Origin of the sequence: Haloarchaeobius sp. HME9146 (genome assembly GCF_025399835.1) — an archaeon.
Lineage (GTDB): Archaea > Halobacteriota > Halobacteria > Halobacteriales > Natrialbaceae > Haloarchaeobius.
The window spans coordinates 203,034-223,397 of the sequence record NZ_JAODVR010000001.1 but is presented as its reverse complement, the minus strand read 5'-3'; the positions used below and the strand labels follow the sequence as shown (position 1 = coordinate 223,397).

Sequence of the window (20,364 nt, the reverse complement as noted above, 5' to 3'; positions counted from 1 at the left end):
CGTGAGCGACAGCGCCCGGCAGTCAGCCCCCTCGAAAGGCAAGTCTCGCCGCCTCGCACGCGCTCGCGCGTGAAGACAATCGTAAAGGGTTAACAGGCTGGGTGTGCAAGCCCCTCGTAATGGCCAACGACGTCAAGCCCACTCGCAAGAACTTGATGGCGATCGAGGATCGCATCGAGCTGTCCGAGCGGGGTCACGACACGCTGGAACAGAAGCGCGACGGCCTCATCATGGAGTTCATGGACATCCTCGACCAGGCACGGGACGTCCGTGAGAACTTAGAGGAGAACTACGACGAGGCACAGAAGAAGATCAACATGGCACGCGCCATGGAGGGTGACGTCGCGGTCCGCGGGGCGGCGGCCGCACTGAAGGAGCACCCCGAGATCACGACGGAGTCCCGCAACATCATGGGCGTCGTCGTGCCGGAGATCGAGTCCTCGAAGGTCCAGAAGTCCCTCGACGAGCGTGGCTACGGTGTGCTGGGCACCTCCGCCCGCATCGACGAGGCCGCGGAAGCCTACGAGGAACTGCTGGAGACCATCATCCTCGCCGCCGAGGTCGAGACGGCGATGAAGAAGATGCTCACCGAGATCGAGACGACCAAGCGTCGTGTCAACGCACTCGAGTTCAAGCTCCTGCCCGAACTCAAGGAGAACCAGGAGTACATCGAGCAGAAGCTCGAAGAGCAAGAGCGCGAGGAGATCTTCCGCATGAAGAAGATCAAGGACAAGAAGGAGAAAGAGGAGAAGGAAGCTCGGCAGGAGGAGGCCGAGGAAGCCGAAGCCGACGTCGTTGCAGCCGCGGACTGACTCTCTTTCCCCCATCTCTGTTCGTCTCTCGCCGTATCGCGCGTAGCGCCGCCTAGATTTTAGGCAATCGGGCGTTTCCTTCCTCGTATGCAGTGTTCCGAGTGTCGGTCGGAGAGCGTCCCGTTCCAGGTGCCCGACGCGGTCGCGTCGTACGCACCGGGTGGCAGCGAGGCGGTAGCCATCTGCACGTCGTGTCTCCATCTCCAGCCCGTCGAGAGTGCGCCCGCGAGCGCCGACTTCTCACAGGTGAGTGAGGCGTTTCCCGCGGACGAGGTGGCCGCGGTCGAGATGGCACTCATCGTTGGGTTGCTCTCCTCGCTCGCACTGAACCGCGGGAAGATAGAGGAGTTGCTCGAACGGGTCGAGGGACAGGGCGTGGACCCGATGCTCGTACTCGAGGAGCTCGAGACGGATTCGCACCTGCAGCCGTCGGTGGCGATCGGGCGACGACGGCAGCAGCTGGAGCAGTTGCTGGAGTAAGTCGGGTATTTATCTACTCTCTATACATATCGGTCAGAATATGAAACGGCGGTCGCTCCTCTCGTCCCTTGCCAGCGCCGCGAGTCTGACCCTCGCCGGCTGTCAGCAACTGGGATCGAATAGCGGGTCGTCGACCCCGGGCGAGCACTCACCCACTCTATCAGGGACTTCGACGGACCGGACAAATCTTCGGTTCACGGCGAACCCGGTGAGTCGGGGTGCGCTCACCGCCGACACGCCACTGTGGGTCGTCGATTCGCGCCAACAGGACCTCTTGCTCGGGGATGTATCGTCGTACCAGTCACGTATCTTTCAGGAGATTCCAGCGTTCGAATACACCGCGCTCGGGAGTGCAGGCGGGGTCTTCCCCCACGGCGAACTTGGCCCACTGACGACGGGTGCCGATGGGCCTGCTATCGAGCTGCGTAGTACCACCGCCGCGCGGTACAGACTCTGGTACACCCTGACAGACTCGTCTCCCTCGGACGGCGAACCGTTGTCGACGTTCCCCCGACCAGTGCAGTCTCTGGTTCGGACTCTCGTTTCCGAGACCGAGCCCGGGCGCGAGAACAGAATCGAACGGATGGTGGCCGTCCCGGCTGGCGAGATGGTTCGCGACCGCACGGTTATCGTCGGCGACCAGCCCTACACGATTCACTCACCACCGGTACAGACACCGGACTGGCCGCCGGCGGCGCTCTCGCTCAGCGCATGGACGACCGAGCAGGAGACGACTCCTCGCTCGTGTACCGCGTCTCCACCGATTTCGGACTCGCAAGTATCCGAGCTATGTACCGACGGTCTCACCCTTCCAGCCTCGAACGAGCTGGCGAGAGAACTCACCGATAGCAGGCCGGTCCTCCTCTCGTTGACTAGTCTGTGGTATGTTTCCGAGCAGTCGAGGTAGCGGCGTCGTCGAAGCGAAGCGTCGCGCTCGGACGAGGTGCGAAGAGCAGGAGAACCGAGGAACGGCCGCCGGTTTAGACGCCGGTGGAGTAGCGCAGGATGCCGGCGATACCACCGAAGGCGTTGAGCAGCTGTTCGCCCTTCTCGAAGTCGGTGGAGATGAACTTCGTGTCGGTGCCGCGCTGGTCGGCGATGTTCATGAGGAACTCGATGACGTCCTCGCGCTTTTCGGCCTCGACCTCGGTGCCGTCCTCACACTGGTGGGTCGGCGTGTTCTTGCGGTGGTCGACGACCTCGTACTCTTCGGTGCCGCCGCAGTCGTAGACGGCCACGTCGTCACGGAGGTCCTCGGAGATGAGGAGGGTCTCGACCGAGCCCATCACGAGGTTCTGGCGGGTCGGCTCGAACCCGTAGGTCGCCTTGTTCCCGTTGTGGAGCTGTTTGAAGAACGTCTCCATCAGCTCCTTGTCCTCCATTATCTCGGCGTCGGCCAGTACCTCCTCGCCGGCGTCGACGAGGTCGTAGAGGCCGGACTCGTCGGTGTAGGCGACGTCGAACTTGCCGAGCACGATGTCCTGGACCTCGTGGTGGAGGTACTCGCCGTCCATGAACTCGTCCTTGGTCGGGGAGGGACCGCCGACGAGGACGCCGTCCATCTCGTGGCGTTCGGGGACGAACAGCTCGTTCGCCATCTCGGCGACCTCCTGGTAGAAGTTGTCGATGGCCTCGAGGCGGAGGCGGGCGAAACGCTGGGCGGACTGGCCACCTTTGCGCTGCTTGCCCGGGACGAGCGAACTCGCTGATTTGACGGGCTCGACGCGCTTGCCGCGGAGCCAGCCGACGTTGGCCTCGCGCCGGTCGAGGACGATGAGCCCGTAGAGGCCCTTGTCCGCGAGCATGTGCTCCAGCGGCTCGGTGAGGAACGCCGAGTCACAGTGGTAGCGGAACGACTCGACGGGCTGTGGCGGCCCCTCGAGTACCTTGGTGACCATGTCGGTCTGGCCGCCGCCGGCGTCGATCGCGCCCGAGAACAGCACCATCCCGTTCTCCGGCGGGTTCTTGTAGTAGCGGAGCCGGTCCTTGATGCTCGTCAGGGCGTCCTGGACGTTGGTCCGGGTCTGCTTGGACTTGATGTTGGCTGCCTCGCTGTGCTCCTGGGTGACGTGGGCGACCACGTCGCTGATCTGCTTGTCCTCGGGAACGTAGATACTGACCAGTTGGGTGCCTGATCCTTCGTAGTCCTGGAGCTCCTCGATGATCTTCTGGAACTCGTACTTCTTTCGGTCGGACTGCGCCTCGCCCTCCTGCTCACTCATTGGCGATTCTAGGCCGGGCGGGCGGTAAGTAACTGTTCCTTGCGGCTCGCGTGCCCACACGTCCCACGGTAGCGGCCCGGAGACGGTGGTCGAGGGTTCATATACGATGCCGGGGCCAGCGCCGGTGTGTCCTGACCAGGACCGGTCGAGTGGCCGAGGCGGGTGCGCGGCAGACCCTCGACCGGCGACGCGGCTGCCGCCTGTTCGCCCCCGATGCGACAGCCAGCCCACGGGCTCGATGGGTGAGGGTTTGTCGTGCTACAGTGTCCCCCTCAACGTTTTTTAGTCGTCCACGAGTCTGTCCACCTAGCATGACCACGCAGGAGTCGGTGTACGCTATCGCGAGCGGGAAGGGGGGTGTCGGGAAGACGACGACAACAGTGAATCTGGGGACCGCGCTGGCGGGCGCGGGGAACCGCGTCGCCATCGTCGACGTCGACCTCGGGATGGCGAACCTCGCAGGGTTCGTCAGCCTCAGCCCCGATTCGGTGACCCTGCACGAGGTACTCGCCGGCGAGGCCGCCGTCATGGACGCGACGTACCAGCTGGCGGACGGCATCTGGGCGGTCCCCAGCGGGAACGAACTCGACAGCTACGCCGGCGTCAAGACCGAGAACCTCCGCGATGTGGTCACGACGCTGCGCGAGGAGTTCGACTACGTCCTGCTCGACGTCGGTGCCGGCGTGAGCCACGAGACCGTGCTCCCGCTTGGGCTCGCGGACGCCATCATCGTCGTCTCCACGCCCGAACCGGCCGCGCTCCAGAACGCGACGAAGACGTGCGAACTCGCCGACCGGGCCGGCGGCACGCTCGCGGGACTCGTCCTGACCCGGACGCGCCCCGGCAGTGATATCGACCACGAAGAGATCGCCGACGGGCTCGACCTGCCCTTGCTGGTCACGGTTCCGGAGGACGATGCCGTCAGACAGAGCGTCTTCGCGGGGACGCCGCTGGTCGTCCACTCGCCCCGCAGCCGCGCGTCGCGGGCGTACCGCTACCTCGCTGCCCGGCTGGTCGGCGAGGCGTCGGCCGACGAGCGGCCGCGATTCGAGGCACCGAAGCGCCAGCAGCCCCGTCCCGACACCGATGGTGGCGAGGTGCCTGACGAGGGTGCTCAGGCGGCCAGCGAGGACGACGTGTCCGCGGCCATCTCCGAGATCGACGGTGAAGACGATCTGGGGATCCGGGACGCGGAAGCCGACGACAGCACCAACGAATAGGTCCCGCCGCGTCGACGGTCGTCACTGCTTCTCCGATGCTCCGAAAAACAGCAGCTGGTCTCGTGAGCGGTGCACCCGGCCCTGGTGCCCCTACATCGAGTGGGGCGCGGCGACGCCGAGGATCGACAGCGCGTTCGCGATGGTGTGGCGCGAGGCCGCGACGAGTGCGATGCGGGCTTGGCGGAGTTCGTCGTCTTCTTCGCTGAGTACCGGGCACTCGCGGTAGAACGCGTTGAACGTCTCCGCGAACTCGCGGGTGTAGGTCGCGACCGAGTGCGGTTCGAGGTCGGCGGCGGCCGCCTCGACGACGGCCGGGAAGCGCGCGATGACGCGGAGCAGGTCCTCCGACGCCTGTTCGGTGAGGACGCTCGCGTCCACCTCGTCGGGAATCTCCTCGGCGTCGTCGAGGATGCCACAGCAGCGCGCGTGGACGTACTGGACGTAGGGTGCGGACTGGGCCTCGAAGTCGAGCGCCTGGTCCCACTCGAACGTGATGGCTTTCGTCGGCTGCTTGGAGACGATGTCGTAGCGGACCGCCCCGATGCCGACCTGGTGGGCGATGCGCTCGATGTCCTCCTCGGTGAGGTCGTCGTCGCGGATGCGGTCTTCCATGCGCGTCTCGACCTCGTTCCGGGCGCGATCGATGGCCTCGTCGAGCAGGTCGTCGAGGTCGACGCCGGTGCCGGCGCGGGTGGACATCCCGAGGCCGCCGGGGAGGTTGACCCACGAGAAGATGACGTTCTCGAGCTTCTCGACGTCGTTGCCCAGCAGGTCGAGCGTCGTGCGGAGCTGGTCGGCCTGCAGCTTGTGGTCCTCGCCGAGGACGGTGACGGCGCGGTCGTAGTTGTCGAACTTCCACTCGTGGTGGGCGAGGTCACGGGTCGTGTAGAGGCTGGTGTCGTCCGAGCGCAGGAACACCATGTTCTTGTCGATGCCGTGCTCGGTGAGGTCGAGCTGCCAGGCGTCCTCCTCGTAGACGGCCTCGTCGAGTTCCTTGAGCCGTGCGACCAGGTCGTCGGTGGAGCCGTCGAACATGAACTGGGTCTCCTTGACGAACCGGTCGAACTCGGCGGGCAGGCGCGCGAGACACTCCTGCATGCCCGAGAGCACCTGGTCGACGACGGTCGAGACGCGCTCGAAGGTCTCCTCGTCGCCTTCTTCGAGGCCCTGCATGATGGACTGGATCTCGGCCTCGGCTTCGTCGACCTTGTCGGCGGGACCGTCCTCGAGGAACGCGTTGCCCTTGCGGTAGTAGCGCACGAGGTCGTACTCGATGCGGTCGCGCTCGGGCTCGGAGTCGAGGTCCTCCTCGTCGAAGGTCTCGTAGGCCCAGGTGAAGACGGCCATCTGGCGGCCGGCGTCGTTGACGTAGTAGTGGCGCTCGACGTCGTAGCCGGCGAAGTCGAGCGTGTTGGCGACGGCGTCACCGACGATGGGGTTGCGTGCGCGCCCGACGTGGACCGGGCCGGTCGGGTTCGCGGAGGTGTGCTCGACGACCACCGACTCGTTCTTCTCGGGGAGGTGGCCGTACTCCTCGGCCTGGCCGGCCTGGAGCGTCCCCACGAAGTAGGCGTCGCTCGGGAGGACGTTGATGTACGGGCCCTGGGTCTCGATGCCGCCGATGTACTCGTAGTCGTCGGGGTCGATCTCGCCCGCCACGTCGGCGGCGACCTTCGGCGGCGGTGCGCCGACCTCGCTGGCCAGTCGGAAGGCGACGCTGGAGGCCAGAACGGCCGGCACGTCTTCCGGTGGCTCCTCGATACCGAGGTCGTCTGTGGGGAGGTCGCGTGCGGCGAGCGCCCCGGTGAGGGCGTCCTCGACCTCCGTCCGTAGCTGCAGGAACATACGCCCACGTACCTCGCTCTCGGGTAAAGGGGTTTCTGAATGTGAAGGGACCCGGGGTGTCGGGTCGTGCGTTCGGGCCAGCCGCGCCACCGTCGCCGGGTCGCAACAGTACGAAACGGTCTGCAACGCGATGCGAGCGTCTTATCGAGAGGGTAGCAATAGGGCGGCGGTGCGTACCCACTGTCGATGGTTCGGCTCCAGCGGTTGCTGTCGGTCTTCGGTATCGTCCTGCTCGTCAGCGGGGTCGCGGTCGCGATGGTCGGAACCGGTGACACCCCCTCGGTGTCACAGGACGTGGACTCCACCGGCGGCGCGACGGACACACAGACAGCGGCATCACAGTCGACCGCGGCAACGTCGACGTCCGAACCCGACACCGAGGCCACGGCTGCGACCGAGACGCAGTCGACCACATCGACCGAACCCGGGCCCACGGAGGACGACGAGAGCGACGACGTTCTCATCGTTATCGGTGACGATGACGAGGAGGAAGCGGAGGACGAGGAGAAGCGGGGGGAGAAGGATGAGAAAGAGAAGGATGGGAAGGAGAAGCGAGATGAGAAGGACGGGAAAGAGAAGGATGAAACGGAGAAAGGGGATGAGAAGGATGAGAAAGAGAAGCGGGATGAAGAGGATGCGGAAGAAGACGAGGAGGACGACGGGCCCGTCGTCGTCGTCGCGCTGCTTTGAGCCGCACCAGTTCGCTTTTCCCCTCGGCCGCCGAATCCGCCTGCAATGAGCGACTCCGAAGAGTCCGGGGACGGGCCGATGCAGGTCTCCAGCCCGAACTACCACAGCGTGAACCACACCGCGGCACAGACCTGCGGGTGGACCAAGAACGCACTGACGGGGGACGGGAAGTGCTACAAGTACGCGTTCTACGGCATCGAGTCCCACCGGTGCATGCAGATGACGCCGGTCGTCAAGTGCAACGAGCGCTGCGTGTTCTGCTGGCGCGACCACGCCGGTCACGCCTACGAACTCGGCGACGTGGAGTGGGACGACCCGGCGGCGGTCGCCGACGCGACGCTGGAACTCCAGCGCGAGCTGCTCGCGGGGTACGGCGGCAACGACGAGGTGCCCAGGGACGTGTTCGAACAGGCGATGGAGCCCCGCCACGTCGCCATCTCGCTCGACGGGGAGCCGACGCTGTACCCCTACCTGCCGGAACTCATCGACGAGTTCCACGAGCGGGACATCACGACGTTCCTCGTCTCGAACGGCACCAACCCTGAATTGCTCTCGCGGTGTGACCCCACGCAACTGTACGTCTCGGTCGACGCGGCCGAGCGCCACACCTTCGACAACGTGGTGAAGGCGGTCGACGACGACGCCTGGGAGAACCTGGTCGACACGATGGACGTGCTCGCCGCCAAAGAGGACACCAGGACCGTCCTCCGGACGACCCTGGTCAAGGGCGAGAACATGAAGGACCCCGACTGGTACGCCGCGTTCTACGAGCGGGCGGACCCGGACTTCGTCGAACTGAAGGCGTACATGCACGTCGGGCACTCGCGCGGTCGTCTCGACCGGTCGGCGATGCCGGCCCACGAAGAGGTCGTCGAGTTCACCGAGGCCGTCGCCGAGCACATGCCCGAGCACGACGAGATCAAGGACGTCCCACAGTCGCGTGTCGCCGTGCTCTCGAAGGAGGCGGACACGTGGGTCCCGAAGCTGAAGAAGGACAGCGACTTCTGGGCGGACGACCCGCTCGTCGACGACTGAGGAGTCCCGGCGACCTACTGACGGAGTCGCAAGACGACCACGCTCCCGTCGTCCGAGGTCTCGAACGACAGTTCGCCATCGAAGGCGTTCACGACCCAGGTGATGGCCCAGAGCCCGAGGCCGCTGCCGTGTTCTAACTGCGTGATGTCGCGTTCGCCGGTGACGAGCTTGCGCTCCTGTTCGGGGATGCCGGGGCCGTTGTCGGCGATGCGTATCTCGACGGACTCTCCGCACGATTCGACGGTCACTGCGATGCGTGGAACCGGCTCGTCGCAGTGCTCGACCGCGTTCTCCAGGGCGTTCGTCAGTGCGAACTCGAGGCGGTCGTCCGCGACCGCCGCGACCGAGCCCGGCTGGTCGAGGCTGATGTCGGCGTCGGGGTACGCCACCCGGGCTCGGTCGACCGCGTCGGCGACGAACCCGGTCACGTCCTGGCTCCCGACGGAGTACTCGTCCGCCCGGTCGAGGGCACGCTCGACGTTGCGGGCGGTGTCGCTCAGGTTCGCGACGTGGCGGACCTCGTCCCGGATGTCCTCGACCAGTTCGACCTCTTCGTCGAGGTCGTCGTCCAGTTCTCGTTCGAGCTGTTCGGCGTAGCCACCGATGAGGTTCATCTCGGTGCGGAGGTTGTGCCGGAGGACGGTATGGAGCACTTCGAGCCGACGCTCACGTTCCTTGCGGTCGGTGATGTCGGTGTAGGTGCTGAACCCGTACAGGGTCCCGTCGAGTTCGTAGCTCACCGACCGGAACAGGAAGTGGCGTTCGCCGGTGGCGGTCTGGCGGCGAAGCTCCTCGGTGACCTCGCCATCGGTGACTATCTCGCGGTCGATCCGGCCCGCGTCGTCGGCTTCGCCGGGTGGGACGACGAAGTCGTTGAGGCGTTCGCCGACGATGGCCTCGCTCTCGAACCCGAAGACCTGCTCGAACGCCGGGTTCACCGAGGTGACGATGGGGTCGGTCCCGCAGAACTCGCACTCGACGAGCGGGTCCGGGATGTGGTCGAACAGGAAGCGGAACCGTTCGTTCTCCGAGCGCAGTCGTTCGCGGGTCTCCCGGAGGTCGGTCACGTCCCGGACGACGCCGACCGACCCGGCGAACTGCCCGTCGTCGTCGGGGAGGAGCGAGACGTCGAGCTCGATGGGGGCCGTGGTCCCGCTGGCGGTGATGACCTGGGCGTTGACGGTCCCGCTTCGCCGGTCGTCGTCCTTCCAGAGGTCCCTGACGACGGCCTCGATGCGGTCGACGACGGCGTCCTCGGTGATGCGGTCCGGTGTCTCCCCGACGAGTTCGTCACGGTCGTAGCCGAGGAACTCGGCGAACGGTTCGGTGACGTAGGTGAACTCGCCGTCCGGACCGAGGACGTAGAGCATGTCCTCGACCGAGTCGATGACGGCCTCGAACCGTTCGAGCTGTTGCTGGCGTTCGGTCCGGTCGAGGGCCGCCGTCGCGTTGGCCGCGAGGAGTTCGGCGGTCTGGCGTTCGACCGGCCCGAGGCCCGCGGCGGAGTGGAACGCGGCACTGAGCGTGCCGTGGTCGCCGAGGGGGAGGTAGAGCGCGGCCTCGACCCGTTCGAGTCGGTCGTCGCCGGCCGGTTCGATGTCGGTCCGGAAGAGCGGTTGGCCACGGGCGAACGCCTCGCCGGGGCCGCCCTCACCGACGGCGTAGGGCGGACGGTTACCCAGCACCTCGCCGAGGTCGTCGGTCCCGGCGGTCGGGACCAGCAGGCCGGTCTCGGGGTCGTGGAACCGGACGACCGTGAGGTCGAGGCCGAGCAGGTCTTTGGCGGCCTCGACGGTCCGGTGGGCGATGGTCTCGCGGTCTCGTGCCTGGATCATGTCGCGCGTGGTCTGCAGGAGTCCCGGGAGCATCTGCTCGTAGCGCTTGCGCCGGGTCACGTCCCGGAAGAACACCGACAGGCCGTCCGGGTCCGGGTAGGCGGTCACGTCGGTCCAGAGGTCGAGCGGTGGGTAGTACGCCTCGAAGGAGACCGGCTCCTGTGTCGCCATCGCCGTCGTGTACTTCTCGTAGTACGGGAGGTCGGTGGCCTCCGGGAACGCCGACCAGATGTTCTCGCCGAGGAGTTCCTCGCGGGTCCGCTCGAGGCGGGCTGCGGCGGTCGGGTTGACGTAGGTGAAGCACCAGTCGTCGTCGACCGCGAAGAACGCCTCACCGATGCGTTCGAGGATGACCGCGGCGGAGGCGTCGGGCGCGACCACCGAGGACGCCGTTGCACCGCCGGAGTCGCCGTGCGTCTCGACCAGCCCCGCCAGTCGCTCGCCGAGGTCGGCGTCCCCGTAGCAGTAGCCGGCGGCACCGGCGGCGGTCGCGGCGGCGGCGACCTCGCCGTCCGGCTCGGCTGTCCGGTAGAGAATCGGGGCCTGCGGTGCGATTTCGTCGAGGACGGCCAGGCCGGTCTCGTCGGGGAGCTCGTGGTCGCACAGCACGCAGTCGATGGCGTTCGCGGCGAGCGCGTCCCCGGCTTCGGCGGCGCTCGTCGCCGGTATGACCTGCCAGTCATCGGGATGGGTCGCGTTCACCGACCGTCGGGTGGCCTCGTCGCGTGACCCGACGTAGAGGAGAGAGCGCGTGTGCGACACGGTATGCTTGCCTTCGATTACAGAGGGCCGACGAAAACGCTTCTGGCTACTCCTGTCGCAGTGACAGGTCGACGATACAGCCCGTCTCGGGGTCCGCGAACGAGAGATCGCCACCGAGCGAGCGAACGGCCGCGTCGACCACCCACAGGCCGAGGCCGCTGCCGTGTTCTAACTGCGTGATGTCGCGTTCGCCCTGGACGAGTTCCCGCTCTCGCTCGGGGAGGCCGGGGCCGTCGTCCGCCACGCGAATGGTGACCGACTCGGCCTCGCGGGTCAGCGAGACCGTGATGTGCTCACCGCCGTGTTCGACCGCGTTCTCGATGAGGTTCGCCAGGGCGAGGTCGAGGCCGTCGTCGGCGACCGAAATCGCCGTTTCTGGCAGGTCGGTCTCTATGGTGGCGTCGGGGTGGTTGTCGCGTTCGGTCGCCACGATGTCGCGGATCTTCGGGACGACGTCTATCGGGGACGGGTGACTGTCGTCGTCGACGACGCGTTCGAGCGTCCGGGCCTTCGCGCTCAGGTTCTCTATCTCGGTCACGGCGTCACGAACCTTCGCGATGGCGTCCGGCGCGTCGACCTCGGCCGCGAGGAGGTCGAGATACCCGCCGACGAGGGTGAGTTCGGTACGGAGGTTGTGCCGGAGGACGGTGTGGAGGACCTCGAGGCGGCGCTCGCGTTCTTTCTGGGCGGTGATGTCGGTGTAGATGCCGTAGCCGGCCCGGGTCCCGTCGTCCAGGTCGTAGCCGATGCCACGGAAGAGGAAGTCGCGGTCACCGGTGGTGGTCCGGCGGCGGACCTCGGCCGTGATTATCTCGTCGTCGTTCGCCTGCTCGTCGAGCGACTGCGCTTTTTCCTGCCGGGTTCGAGGGACGATGAAGTCGTTGATGGATTCGCCCATGACGGTCTCGGCATCGTAGCCGAACACCGATTCGAACGCGGCGTTGACGCCGGTGACGATGGGTTCGCCGTCACGGAACTCGTTCTCGACGACCGGGTCGGGGATGCTGGCGAACAGGTTCCGGAACCGTTCGTTCTCCGCCTCCAGCTCCTCGCGCGTGCTGTGGAGGTCGGAGATGTCGCGGACGACACCGACCGACCCCGGGAACCCGTCGGTCTCCTCGCACTGGGGTAGGGTGGTGCTCTCTATCTCGACGGGGACGGACTCGCCGGCAGCCGTCTCGATGGTGAGTTCGTACGTGCCGGACACGGGGGAGTCGGACCCGGTGAACGAGGAGATGCGGTCTTCGACCGCGGCGGTGCTGGCCTCGCCGAGGTACTCGCCAGGCCGTTCGCCGATGAGGTCCTCGCGCTCGCAGCCGAGGAAATCCGCGAACGGCTCGGTCACGTAGCTGTACCGGGCGTCCTCGTCGAGGACGTACACCATGTCCTGGACGTTCTCGAGCACGGTCTCGTACTCTCGAAGCGTCTCCTCTCGTTCGGCGCGTTCGAGTGCGGCGACGGCGTTCGTCGCCAGCACGTCCAGCACGCCGCGGCGGATGTCACCGACCGGGTCGGTGTCGCGGGACGCGACCGAGATGACGCCGTGTTCGCCGAGCGGAACGTACCGGGCGGACTGTATCTCGTCGTGGTAGTCGATGGTCGAGTCGAACGACTCGCCGGCGGTGAACGCCGTGCCGGGGTTCCCCTCTTCGCTCCCGTACGTCGGCCGGGCCGGGAGGTCCTCGAACAGGCCGTCCGTGCCCGCGACCACGTCGAGCTGTCCGGTCTCGGGGTTCTGCAGGCGGACCGCGACGTACTCCAGTCCGAGGATGTCGTGGGCGGCACTGATGATGATGTCCGCGACGGCCTGCGTGGTGTTGGCCTGCATGAGGTCGCGCATCGTCCCGAGCAGGTCGTCGAGCATCGACTCGCGCTGTCGCTGCTCGGTCACGTCGCGGAGGTAGACCGACAGCCCGTCGGCGGCCGGGTACGCGCTCGCCTCCAGCCAGACCGATATCGGGTCGACGTACTCCTCGAAGGCGGTGGGTTCCTGGGACTCCATCGCCGTCTCCAGCGCGTCGAGGAGCGTCGAGTCGGCCGGGTCGTCGTACACGGTCCGAATCGGCTGGCCGAGCACCTCGTCACCGGCCACGTCGAGGAGGTCGAGGGCTCGCTGGTTGATGAACGTGAACCGCCTGTCCCTGTCGAGCGCGAAGAAGCCGTCGTCGACGCGGTCGAGAACCCGGTTCAGCTCCGCTCTCGCGACTTCGGTGGCTTGCTCGGCACCCTGCCGGTCGGGTTCCCGTGGCTCGACGTCGGGCTGGCGTGGGCTGTCGAGCACGGATTCGACGCAGTCGACGAGGTCGTCGCCGTAGCAGTAGTCGGTCACGTCGAGGCTGATGGCGTCGCTGGCGACGCGACCGTCCGGCTCTGCGGTGTGGAGGACGACTGGCATGTGCCGGTCGCGGTCGCGGACCGCCTGTATCACGTCGAGGCCGTCGCAGTCGCCCGGGAGGGCGAACTCGCAGACGAGGCAGTCGGGGTCGGCGGCGAGGAGGGTGTCGGCGACGGCGGTCGCCGAGGCGTTCGCGTCGACGGGAACGCGGTCGACGGTGAGGCTCGTCTCGTCCCACGGGCTCGAGGCGTCGCTCGCGGGGGCGGTCCACAGCACGGACGACGGACCTGACACGGTGAGTTCTTGTCTCTTGATGGTATTTTTGTCTGTTAATCGTTCCGGCCACACCTGTCCCATTGCCCGAAGCGATGGGCTTTAGTTGCCGCAATCAAACTTCCAACTAGACTCCCGTTTCTCACGCTGCGTCACACTGGCGTGATACACTATCTCATTTCTGGAATGCATTCCACATTCGGTATGCTTATCCCACAGGCGTCCCAAGCCACTGGCATGTCAGAGATAGCGTCGTTCGCGGTCGGCCACGACGAACTCGCCGTCGCGAAACTGCTGGCCCTCGACGGGGCCATCGACGGCGAGATCAAGGTCTCCTGTGCGGGGCTCGCGGACCGACTCGACGCGTCCAACCAGACGGCGTCGCGCCGCCTCCAGCGACTCGAAGACGCCGGACTCGTCACCCGCGAGACCGTCAGCGACGGCCAGTGGGTCGCCCTCACCGAGGACGGCGAACGCGCCCTCCGCAGCGAGTACGAGGACTACCGTGCCATCTTCGAGGGTCGCTCCAGCGTCGAACTGTACGGCACCGTGACCAGCGGAATGGGCGAGGGACGACACTACATCTCCCTGCCGGGCTACATGGAACAGTTCGAGGAGCGACTCGGCTACGAACCCTTCGCGGGCACCCTGAACGTCGAACTCGACGACGAGAGCGTCCGCCGGCGCTCCGCGATGGAGGCCATGACGCCGGTTCCCATCGACGGCTGGGAGGACGACGACCGCACCTACGGCCCCTGCATCTGCTACCCGGCGACCGTCGAGACCGCCGACGGCGAGACGTACGAGGCCGCCCACACCATCGCCCCCGAGCGCACCCACCACGACGAGGACCAGCTGGAGATCATCGCCCCCGAGCGCCTCCGCGACGCCCTCGAACTGGCCGACGACGACCACGTGACCATCTATGTCGAGGAGCAGTAAGATGTCCCAGAGCACGCAGAGCGAGGCCGACGCCGACGCCGCCGTCGACCGCGCCATCGCGGCGTTCCGCGCGGGCCAGCCCGTCGCCATCCACGACGCGGCCGACCGCGAGGGCGAGACCGACCTCGTCTACCCCGCCGAGGGCGTGACCCCCGAGGCCGTCGCCCGCATGCGAAACGACGCCGGTGGCCTGGTCTGTGTCGCGCTCTCGGATTCGGTGTCCGAGGCGTTCGACCTCCCGTTCATGCAGGAGGAGCTCGACCACCCGCTCACCGCGGACCACGAACTCGGCTACGACGAGCGCTCGTCGTTCTCGCTGACGGTGAACCACCGCGACACCTTCACCGGCATTCCCGACTCGGACCGCGCCCTCACCATCACGAAGCTGGGCGAGGCCGCCGCCGACCCCGAGGGCTTCCCGTTCGTCGAGGAGTTCCGCGCGCCCGGCCACGTCCACCTGCTCCGGGCCGCCCCCGAACTGCTTTCGCAACGACTGGGTCACACCGAGCTGGGAATCGCGCTCGCCGAGGCCGCCGAAACGGCTCCTGCAGTCGTCGTCTGCGAGATGCTCGACGACGAGACCGGCGAGGCGCTCGTCCCGGCCGACGCCCGCGCCTACGCGAAGCGCGAGGGCATCCCCTACGTCGAGGGTGCTGACCTCGTGGCGCGACTCGGGTAAGCCACGAACCCGTTCCTGCCTCGCTCCCGTTCTCCGATAACAGGAAGCTACGTCGAAACCCGACGTGTTCTCACCGTGAAGCCGTTGCTCGCCGACCGCAGACTGCAGTAAGTCACGTTTATATGTTGTGGCCGAGGTGGTGAAACTATGGCGACGCGACCGGAATCCGATTCCGAGCCAGAGACCCTCCAGATACGCCTCGAATCCGCCGAAGAGTTCTACGCCCGTCTCGGCGGCGGGGACCGCGACGCGCTCAGCATCCGGAGCGAGGAGGAACTCGCCCGGCTGTTCTCCCCCTCGAACGTCCGCCTGCTGCGCACCATCGTCGACGCACACCCGACGACCGTCGCGAAGCTGACGGCGACGACGGACCACGACTTCGCGGAGGTCAACAGGCGACTCCAGGCGCTCGAGAGCTTCGGGCTCATCGAGCTCGTCGACCACGGGAACGCCACCCGCCCGGTTCCCCAGTTCGACGAGATACAGGTCACCATCCCGCTGTCCTGATGTCGGTGCCCTGGCACGCCCGCTGGCAATAATCGCGGTATCTTTATTGCCATCTCCCCAGCACTCTACGACATGGCTACGTTCGACGAGATGCGCGAAGAGAACGACGCGCTCGACACCATCTGGATGGACGGCGAGTTCGTCGACTGGGACGACGCTCAGATTCACGTCCTCTCCCACGGCATGCACTACGGGACCGGCGTCTTCGAGGGCGCACGCTGTTACGACACCGAGAAGGGACCGGCGCTGTTCCGCTGGGAGGAGCACGTCGACCGCCTCTACGCCTCCTGCAAGCCCTACGACATGGAGATCCAGCACGAGCCCGAAGAGCTCACCGAGGCGACGAAGACGCTCATCCGCGAGCAGGAACTCCCCTCCTGTTACATCCGGCCGCTGGCGTACTACGGCTACAAGAGCCTCGGCGTCTCGCCCGGCGAGTGCCCGACCCGCACGATGATCGCGGTCTGGCCGTGGGGCGCGTACCTCGGCGAGGAGGCCCTCGAGAACGGCATCAAGGTGAAGGTGTCCTCGTGGCGCAAGCACTCCTCCAGCCAGATTCCGACGAACGCGAAGACGACCGGCCTGTACGTCAACAGCCTCCTGGCTGGGGAGGAGGCCCGCCGCAACGGCTTCCGCGAGGCCATCGTCCTGAACAAGGAGGGCAACGTCGCAGAGGGTCCCGGCGAGAACATCTTCCTCGTCCGTGACGGCGAGATCTACACGCCCGGGCTCGCCGAGTCCATCCTCGACGGCATCACCCGCGACACCGTCATCACGCTCGCCGAGGAGCTGGGCTACGAGGTCCACGACGGCGCGACCATCTCCCGCGGTGAACTCAACACCGCCGACGAGCTGTTCTTCACCGGCTCCGCCGCCGAGGTCACGCCCATCCGCCAGGTCGACAACGTCGAGATCGGCAACGGCTCGCGCGGCCCGGTCACCGAGGAAATCCAGCAGCGCTTCTTCGACGTGGTCCACCGCCGCACCGACGACCACGACGAGTGGTTCGAGTACGTCGACGTCTAACGCCGCCGACGACTCGTCTTTCTACCGTTCTTCGATATTCGCCAGCCAGAGCCGCTGGAATCGATGCCGGGGAGTCTCGCTCCTGGAACGGTCGCGACGGGCGTGGAAAACAGGGCAGGGAGTCAGTCGTCGTCGTCTTCGTCGCCGCCGGTGAGTTCCTCGATGGGAATCTGGCCGCCCATGCGGTCGGCGTCGCCGAACCCGGCCGAGAGGATGCGGGTCAGGGCGTCCTCGACCTTCTCGTTGGTCTCTTCGATGTCGTTCGGGTCGACCTCGATGACGAACCCGGTGGTGATGTTCGGCGCGGTCGGGAGGAAGATGACCTCGCGGCCGTCGTCGGTCGTCTTGCCGGTCTTGAACGCGGTCATGCGCATGCCACCCCACATCTCGACCTTCACGGGGGCCTGCAGCGCCTCGGTGCCGCCGAGGGCCGTCTCGGCCGCCATCTTCGAGGCGTTGTAGACGACGCGGAGGCCGGGGACGCGGTTCGCGATGTCGTCGATTATCTCTTCGAAGAAGCCACCGACCGCGGTCCGCATGAGATAGCCGACGGAGAAGACGAAGACGACGAAGACAGCGAGGACAGCCATGACGCGCAACGGCTGAATGAGGGCCTGTGCGGCGCTCGGAGAGAGCCCGAGGCCGGTCAACAGATCGGGGCTGATGACCCGTTTCGGGGTGACCGCGGCCACCTTGTCGTAGAGCCACGCGATGACGAACACCGTGACGAGGACCGGGATGACGACGATGAGGCCGGACGCGAAGTCACGCTTCCACGAGGACATATAGGCGAGATATCAGTCTGGGGGGTAATGGGTTTGTTCCTATCGGTCGATATTCATCAGCGACCGAGCACTGCACGCAACGCGAACGTGAGGTTCTCCTTGCGCTCGCGGACCCGGCGGTAGAAGTACTGGAACCACTTCCCGCCGTAGGGGGCGTACTGCCACACCTCGACGCCCTGCTCGGCGAGGTCGTACTGGGCGTCCTCGCGCACGCCCATGAGCATCTGGACCTCGTAGTCCGTCCCGTACTCCTCGTGGAGGTCCGCGGCGAGGTCTATCATCTTCGGGTCGTGGCTGCCGACCGCGATGCCGCCGTCGAAGTGCTCGAACATGTACTCCAGCAGTTTCTCGTACTGCTCGTCCACCTTCGACTTCTTCTTGTAGGCGACCTCTTTCGGCTCGTCGTACGCGCCCTTGACGAGGCGGACCTTCCCCGGGAGGTCCGCGAGGCGCTCGATGTCCTCTTCGGTGCGCTTGAGGTTCGCCTGCACGCAGAGCCCGACGTTCCCGTCGGTCTGTGTCGTGTACTTCTCGAAGGCGTCGAGGGTCGCGTCGGTGGTGTGGCGGTCCTCCATGTCGACCCAGACGAAGGTGCCGGCCTCGGTGGCGCGCTCGACGATACGCCCGAGCAGGTCGTCGAACACGTCCTCGCCGGCGTCGAGGCCGATCTGGGAGGGCTTGACCGAGATGCAGGCGTCGATGTCGGACTTGCCGATGTCCTCGACCAGCCGGATGTACTCCTCGGCGTCCTCCTCGGCGGGACCGCGCTCGTCGTAGTGCTCGCCGAGCAGGTTCAGGATGACCTTCACGTCGCCCTCGTTGCACTCGCGGGCGTGGTCGATGGCTTCGGCTGGCGACTCGCCGGCGACGAACCGGGAGGCGATGGGGGGAATCATGCACGAAACTCCGGACCGACGATATAAAGGGATTGATGGTCCGGGTCGGTGGCCCGTGTGTCGTTCACCAGCGCTCGACAGGGGAAGCCATATCCGACGGGACGAATATCAGGGGATAATGGACCGCATCACCGTCTCGCTCGACGAGGACGCCGTGACCGCGCTGGAGTCGCTCACCAGTCGCACGGGGAAACCACAGAGCGAACTGGTCCGGCAGGCGCTGTCGTTCTACGCCGCGAACTTCGAGGCGGCGACCGCCGACGCCGGGGCGAACCTCGAATCGTACCACCAGATGCTCTCCAGCGGCGAGCACGTGCTGCTCGACGTGGACTTCCTGCACTGCTTCCTGGACTACGTCGAGAACGCCGAGGGCGAGCCGGACCCCGAGTTCGTCGAGGCGGCCGACCGCGTCGCATCGTTCCACGCTCGCGAGTACGAGGACCGGTTCGAGTCCCTCGGCGAACTGCTCGACTGGCTCTCGTTCTGCGGGTTCCTGACGGTGCGCGAGAGCAGGGGCCAGACGTACCACGTCGTCTTCCCGACCGAGTCGGTCAAGTGGTTCATGACCGGGTTCATCGAGGAGAGCACGGCCAGACTCCCGTTCGAACTCGAGGTTGAAGAGGGGCTGTCGAAGGTCATCTTCTCCGCAGTCGACCGGTAGGCGGTGACCGGGCTGGTCACCGGCGGCGGTCCCCACCGACGCTTCACACGTCTTCATACGACTTCATACTCGGTGAGCTGCCCGTATTCGGCGTTCTCAAGTACCTTTTAGGGAGTTTCTGTGTGACATACTACCGTACATAGTCAACCATGAACATCGTACAGCGACTCAAGGCGGTTGGCCCGGGGGCCATGGTGGCGGCAGCCTTCATCGGACCGGGCACGGTAACGACTGCAAGTGTGACGGGTGCGAAGTTCGGCTACGCGCTCCTGTGGACCATCGCGTTCTCGGTCATCGCGACCATCGTCCTGCAGGAGATGAGTGCTCGACTCGGCCTCGTCTCCCGCGAGGGGCTGGGCGAGGCGCTCCGCGAGCGCTTCGACAACCCGGCGGCGACCTACATCGCCATCGCGCTCGTGGTCTCCGCTATCGGTATCGGGACGGCGGCGTACGAGACCGGGAACATCATCGGTGGGGCCGCCGGCCTCGCCGTGATGACCGGCATCAGCGAGAACGTCTGGGGGCCGCTGATGGGTATCTGCGCCGGTGCCCTGCTGTGGACCGGCCGCTACAAGCTCATCGAGAAGGCACTCGTCGGACTCATCGCCATCATGGCGTTCTCGTTCGTGCTCGACGCCATCATCATCGGGCCGGACTTCGGGAAGGTCGCCGCCGGGTTCGTCCCGTCGGTGCCCGAGGGCTCGGCGTTCCTCATCACGGGCCTCGTCGGGACCACCGTCGTCGGCTACAACCTGTTCCTGCACGCGAGCAGCGTCCAGGAGCGCTGGGACGGGCCGGAGGACCTGCCCGAGTCCCGCACCGACACCATCCTCTCCATCGTGCTGGGTGGGGCCATCACCTGTGCCATCCTCATCACGGCCGCGGCCGCGTTCCCGGTCGGGACGAACATCGACAACGTCGGCACGATGGCCGAGCAGATCGAGCCGCTCGTCGGCACGCAGGCGAAGGTGCTGTTCAGCATCGGCCTGTTCGCCGCCGGGTTCACCAGCGCGACGACCGCGCCGCTGGCCGGCGCGTACGCGACGGCAGGTGCACTCGGCTGGGACGCCGACCTCAAGTCCACGCGGTTCCGCGCGGTGTGGGGGTCCATCCTGGGCATCGGCGTGCTGTTCTCCGCGCTCGGCTACAGCCCCGTGCAGGCCATCGTCTTCGCGCAGGTCGCCAACGGCGTCCTCCTGCCCATCGTCGCCATCTTCCTCATCTACGTGATGAACGACGGCGACATCCTCGGGAAGTACACCAACTCGACCCTGCAGAACGTGCTCGGTGGCATCGTCACGGCCATCGCACTGTGGCTCGGCATCCGGACGCTGCTCTCCATCGCGGGGGTGCTCTGAA

At 66.4% G+C, this 20,364-nt stretch carries 18 protein-coding genes; 12 read left to right on the top strand and 6 right to left on the bottom strand.

The annotated features are described in order from the left end of the window. Window positions 1-119 precede the first annotated feature (119 nt). The 3 genes from N6C22_RS01100 (at window position 120) to N6C22_RS01090 (ending at window position 2,199) form a co-directional block, all read left to right on the top strand. Window positions 120-812, top strand: a complete 693-nt coding sequence (locus N6C22_RS01100; RefSeq protein ID WP_261648758.1) for a V-type ATP synthase subunit D — start codon at window positions 120-122, stop codon at window positions 810-812. A gap of 87 nt (window positions 813-899) precedes the next feature. Next, entirely contained in the window at window positions 900-1,292 is a 393-nt protein-coding gene (locus N6C22_RS01095; RefSeq protein ID WP_261648757.1) for a DUF6276 family protein, read from the top strand. Between the two features lie 40 nt (window positions 1,293-1,332). Then, on the top strand, window positions 1,333-2,199 hold the full coding sequence (locus tag N6C22_RS01090; protein ID WP_261648756.1) for a hypothetical protein: 867 nt from the start codon (window positions 1,333-1,335) through the stop codon (window positions 2,197-2,199). Window positions 2,200-2,272: 73 nt separating this feature from the next. Here the strand turns inward: N6C22_RS01090 and prf1 are convergent, their stop codons facing one another. After that, a complete protein-coding gene (gene prf1, locus N6C22_RS01085; protein ID WP_261648754.1) occupies window positions 2,273-3,514 on the bottom strand; it encodes a peptide chain release factor aRF-1 in 1,242 nt (413 codons plus the stop codon). A gap of 311 nt (window positions 3,515-3,825) precedes the next feature. Between prf1 and minD the strand changes: the two genes are divergently transcribed. After that, complete coding sequence (gene minD, locus N6C22_RS01080) at window positions 3,826-4,734, top strand: cell division ATPase MinD (RefSeq protein WP_261648752.1); 909 nt, start codon at window positions 3,826-3,828, stop codon at window positions 4,732-4,734. Window positions 4,735-4,824: 90 nt separating this feature from the next. Here the strand turns inward: minD and argS are convergent, their stop codons facing one another. Beyond that, window positions 4,825-6,579 (bottom strand): arginine--tRNA ligase, encoded by a 1,755-nt coding sequence (argS, locus tag N6C22_RS01075; protein ID WP_261648751.1) that lies wholly within the window; start codon window positions 6,577-6,579, stop codon window positions 4,825-4,827. Between the two features lie 186 nt (window positions 6,580-6,765). Between argS and N6C22_RS01070 the strand changes: the two genes are divergently transcribed. Next, entirely contained in the window at window positions 6,766-7,269 is a 504-nt protein-coding gene (locus N6C22_RS01070; protein WP_261648749.1) for a hypothetical protein, read from the top strand. A 45-nt stretch (window positions 7,270-7,314) separates the two neighbouring features. Continuing rightward, a complete protein-coding gene (twy1, locus tag N6C22_RS01065; protein ID WP_261648748.1) occupies window positions 7,315-8,304 on the top strand; it encodes a 4-demethylwyosine synthase TYW1 in 990 nt (329 codons plus the stop codon). A gap of 14 nt (window positions 8,305-8,318) precedes the next feature. Here twy1 and N6C22_RS01060 read toward each other — a convergent pair whose 3' ends face one another. Together N6C22_RS01060 and N6C22_RS01055 are read right to left on the bottom strand one after the other, a co-directional pair. Beyond that, window positions 8,319-10,901 (bottom strand): PAS domain S-box protein, encoded by a 2,583-nt coding sequence (locus N6C22_RS01060; RefSeq protein ID WP_261648746.1) that lies wholly within the window; start codon window positions 10,899-10,901, stop codon window positions 8,319-8,321. Window positions 10,902-10,947: 46 nt separating this feature from the next. Beyond that, window positions 10,948-13,530, bottom strand: a complete 2,583-nt coding sequence (locus tag N6C22_RS01055; protein WP_261648744.1) for a PAS domain S-box protein — start codon at window positions 13,528-13,530, stop codon at window positions 10,948-10,950. 216 nt (window positions 13,531-13,746) lie between these two features. Between N6C22_RS01055 and N6C22_RS01050 the strand changes: the two genes are divergently transcribed. The 4 genes from N6C22_RS01050 (at window position 13,747) to N6C22_RS01035 (ending at window position 16,663) form a co-directional block, all read left to right on the top strand. Next, window positions 13,747-14,451, top strand: a complete 705-nt coding sequence (locus N6C22_RS01050) for a CTP-dependent riboflavin kinase (protein WP_261648742.1) — start codon at window positions 13,747-13,749, stop codon at window positions 14,449-14,451. 1 nt (window position 14,452) lies between these two features. Beyond that, a complete protein-coding gene (ribB, locus tag N6C22_RS01045) occupies window positions 14,453-15,130 on the top strand; it encodes a 3,4-dihydroxy-2-butanone-4-phosphate synthase (RefSeq protein ID WP_261648741.1) in 678 nt (225 codons plus the stop codon). Between the two features lie 147 nt (window positions 15,131-15,277). Continuing rightward, window positions 15,278-15,637 (top strand): hypothetical protein, encoded by a 360-nt coding sequence (locus N6C22_RS01040; protein WP_261648739.1) that lies wholly within the window; start codon window positions 15,278-15,280, stop codon window positions 15,635-15,637. Window positions 15,638-15,709: 72 nt separating this feature from the next. Beyond that, window positions 15,710-16,663 (top strand): branched-chain amino acid transaminase, encoded by a 954-nt coding sequence (locus tag N6C22_RS01035; RefSeq protein WP_261648738.1) that lies wholly within the window; start codon window positions 15,710-15,712, stop codon window positions 16,661-16,663. A gap of 122 nt (window positions 16,664-16,785) precedes the next feature. On the opposite strand, the gene N6C22_RS01030 is transcribed toward N6C22_RS01035, so the two are convergent. Further along, window positions 16,786-17,448 (bottom strand): DUF502 domain-containing protein, encoded by a 663-nt coding sequence (locus tag N6C22_RS01030; RefSeq protein ID WP_261648737.1) that lies wholly within the window; start codon window positions 17,446-17,448, stop codon window positions 16,786-16,788. Between the two features lie 56 nt (window positions 17,449-17,504). After that, complete coding sequence (locus N6C22_RS01025) at window positions 17,505-18,344, bottom strand: proline dehydrogenase family protein (RefSeq protein ID WP_261648735.1); 840 nt, start codon at window positions 18,342-18,344, stop codon at window positions 17,505-17,507. A gap of 118 nt (window positions 18,345-18,462) precedes the next feature. Here N6C22_RS01025 and N6C22_RS01020 point away from each other — a divergent pair, with 118 nt between their 5' ends. Together N6C22_RS01020 and N6C22_RS01015 are read left to right on the top strand one after the other, a co-directional pair. Then, complete coding sequence (locus tag N6C22_RS01020; protein ID WP_261648734.1) at window positions 18,463-19,005, top strand: ribbon-helix-helix protein, CopG family; 543 nt, start codon at window positions 18,463-18,465, stop codon at window positions 19,003-19,005. Between the two features lie 149 nt (window positions 19,006-19,154). Then, window positions 19,155-20,363 (top strand): Nramp family divalent metal transporter, encoded by a 1,209-nt coding sequence (locus N6C22_RS01015; RefSeq protein WP_261648732.1) that lies wholly within the window; start codon window positions 19,155-19,157, stop codon window positions 20,361-20,363. Window position 20,364 lies beyond the last annotated feature (1 nt).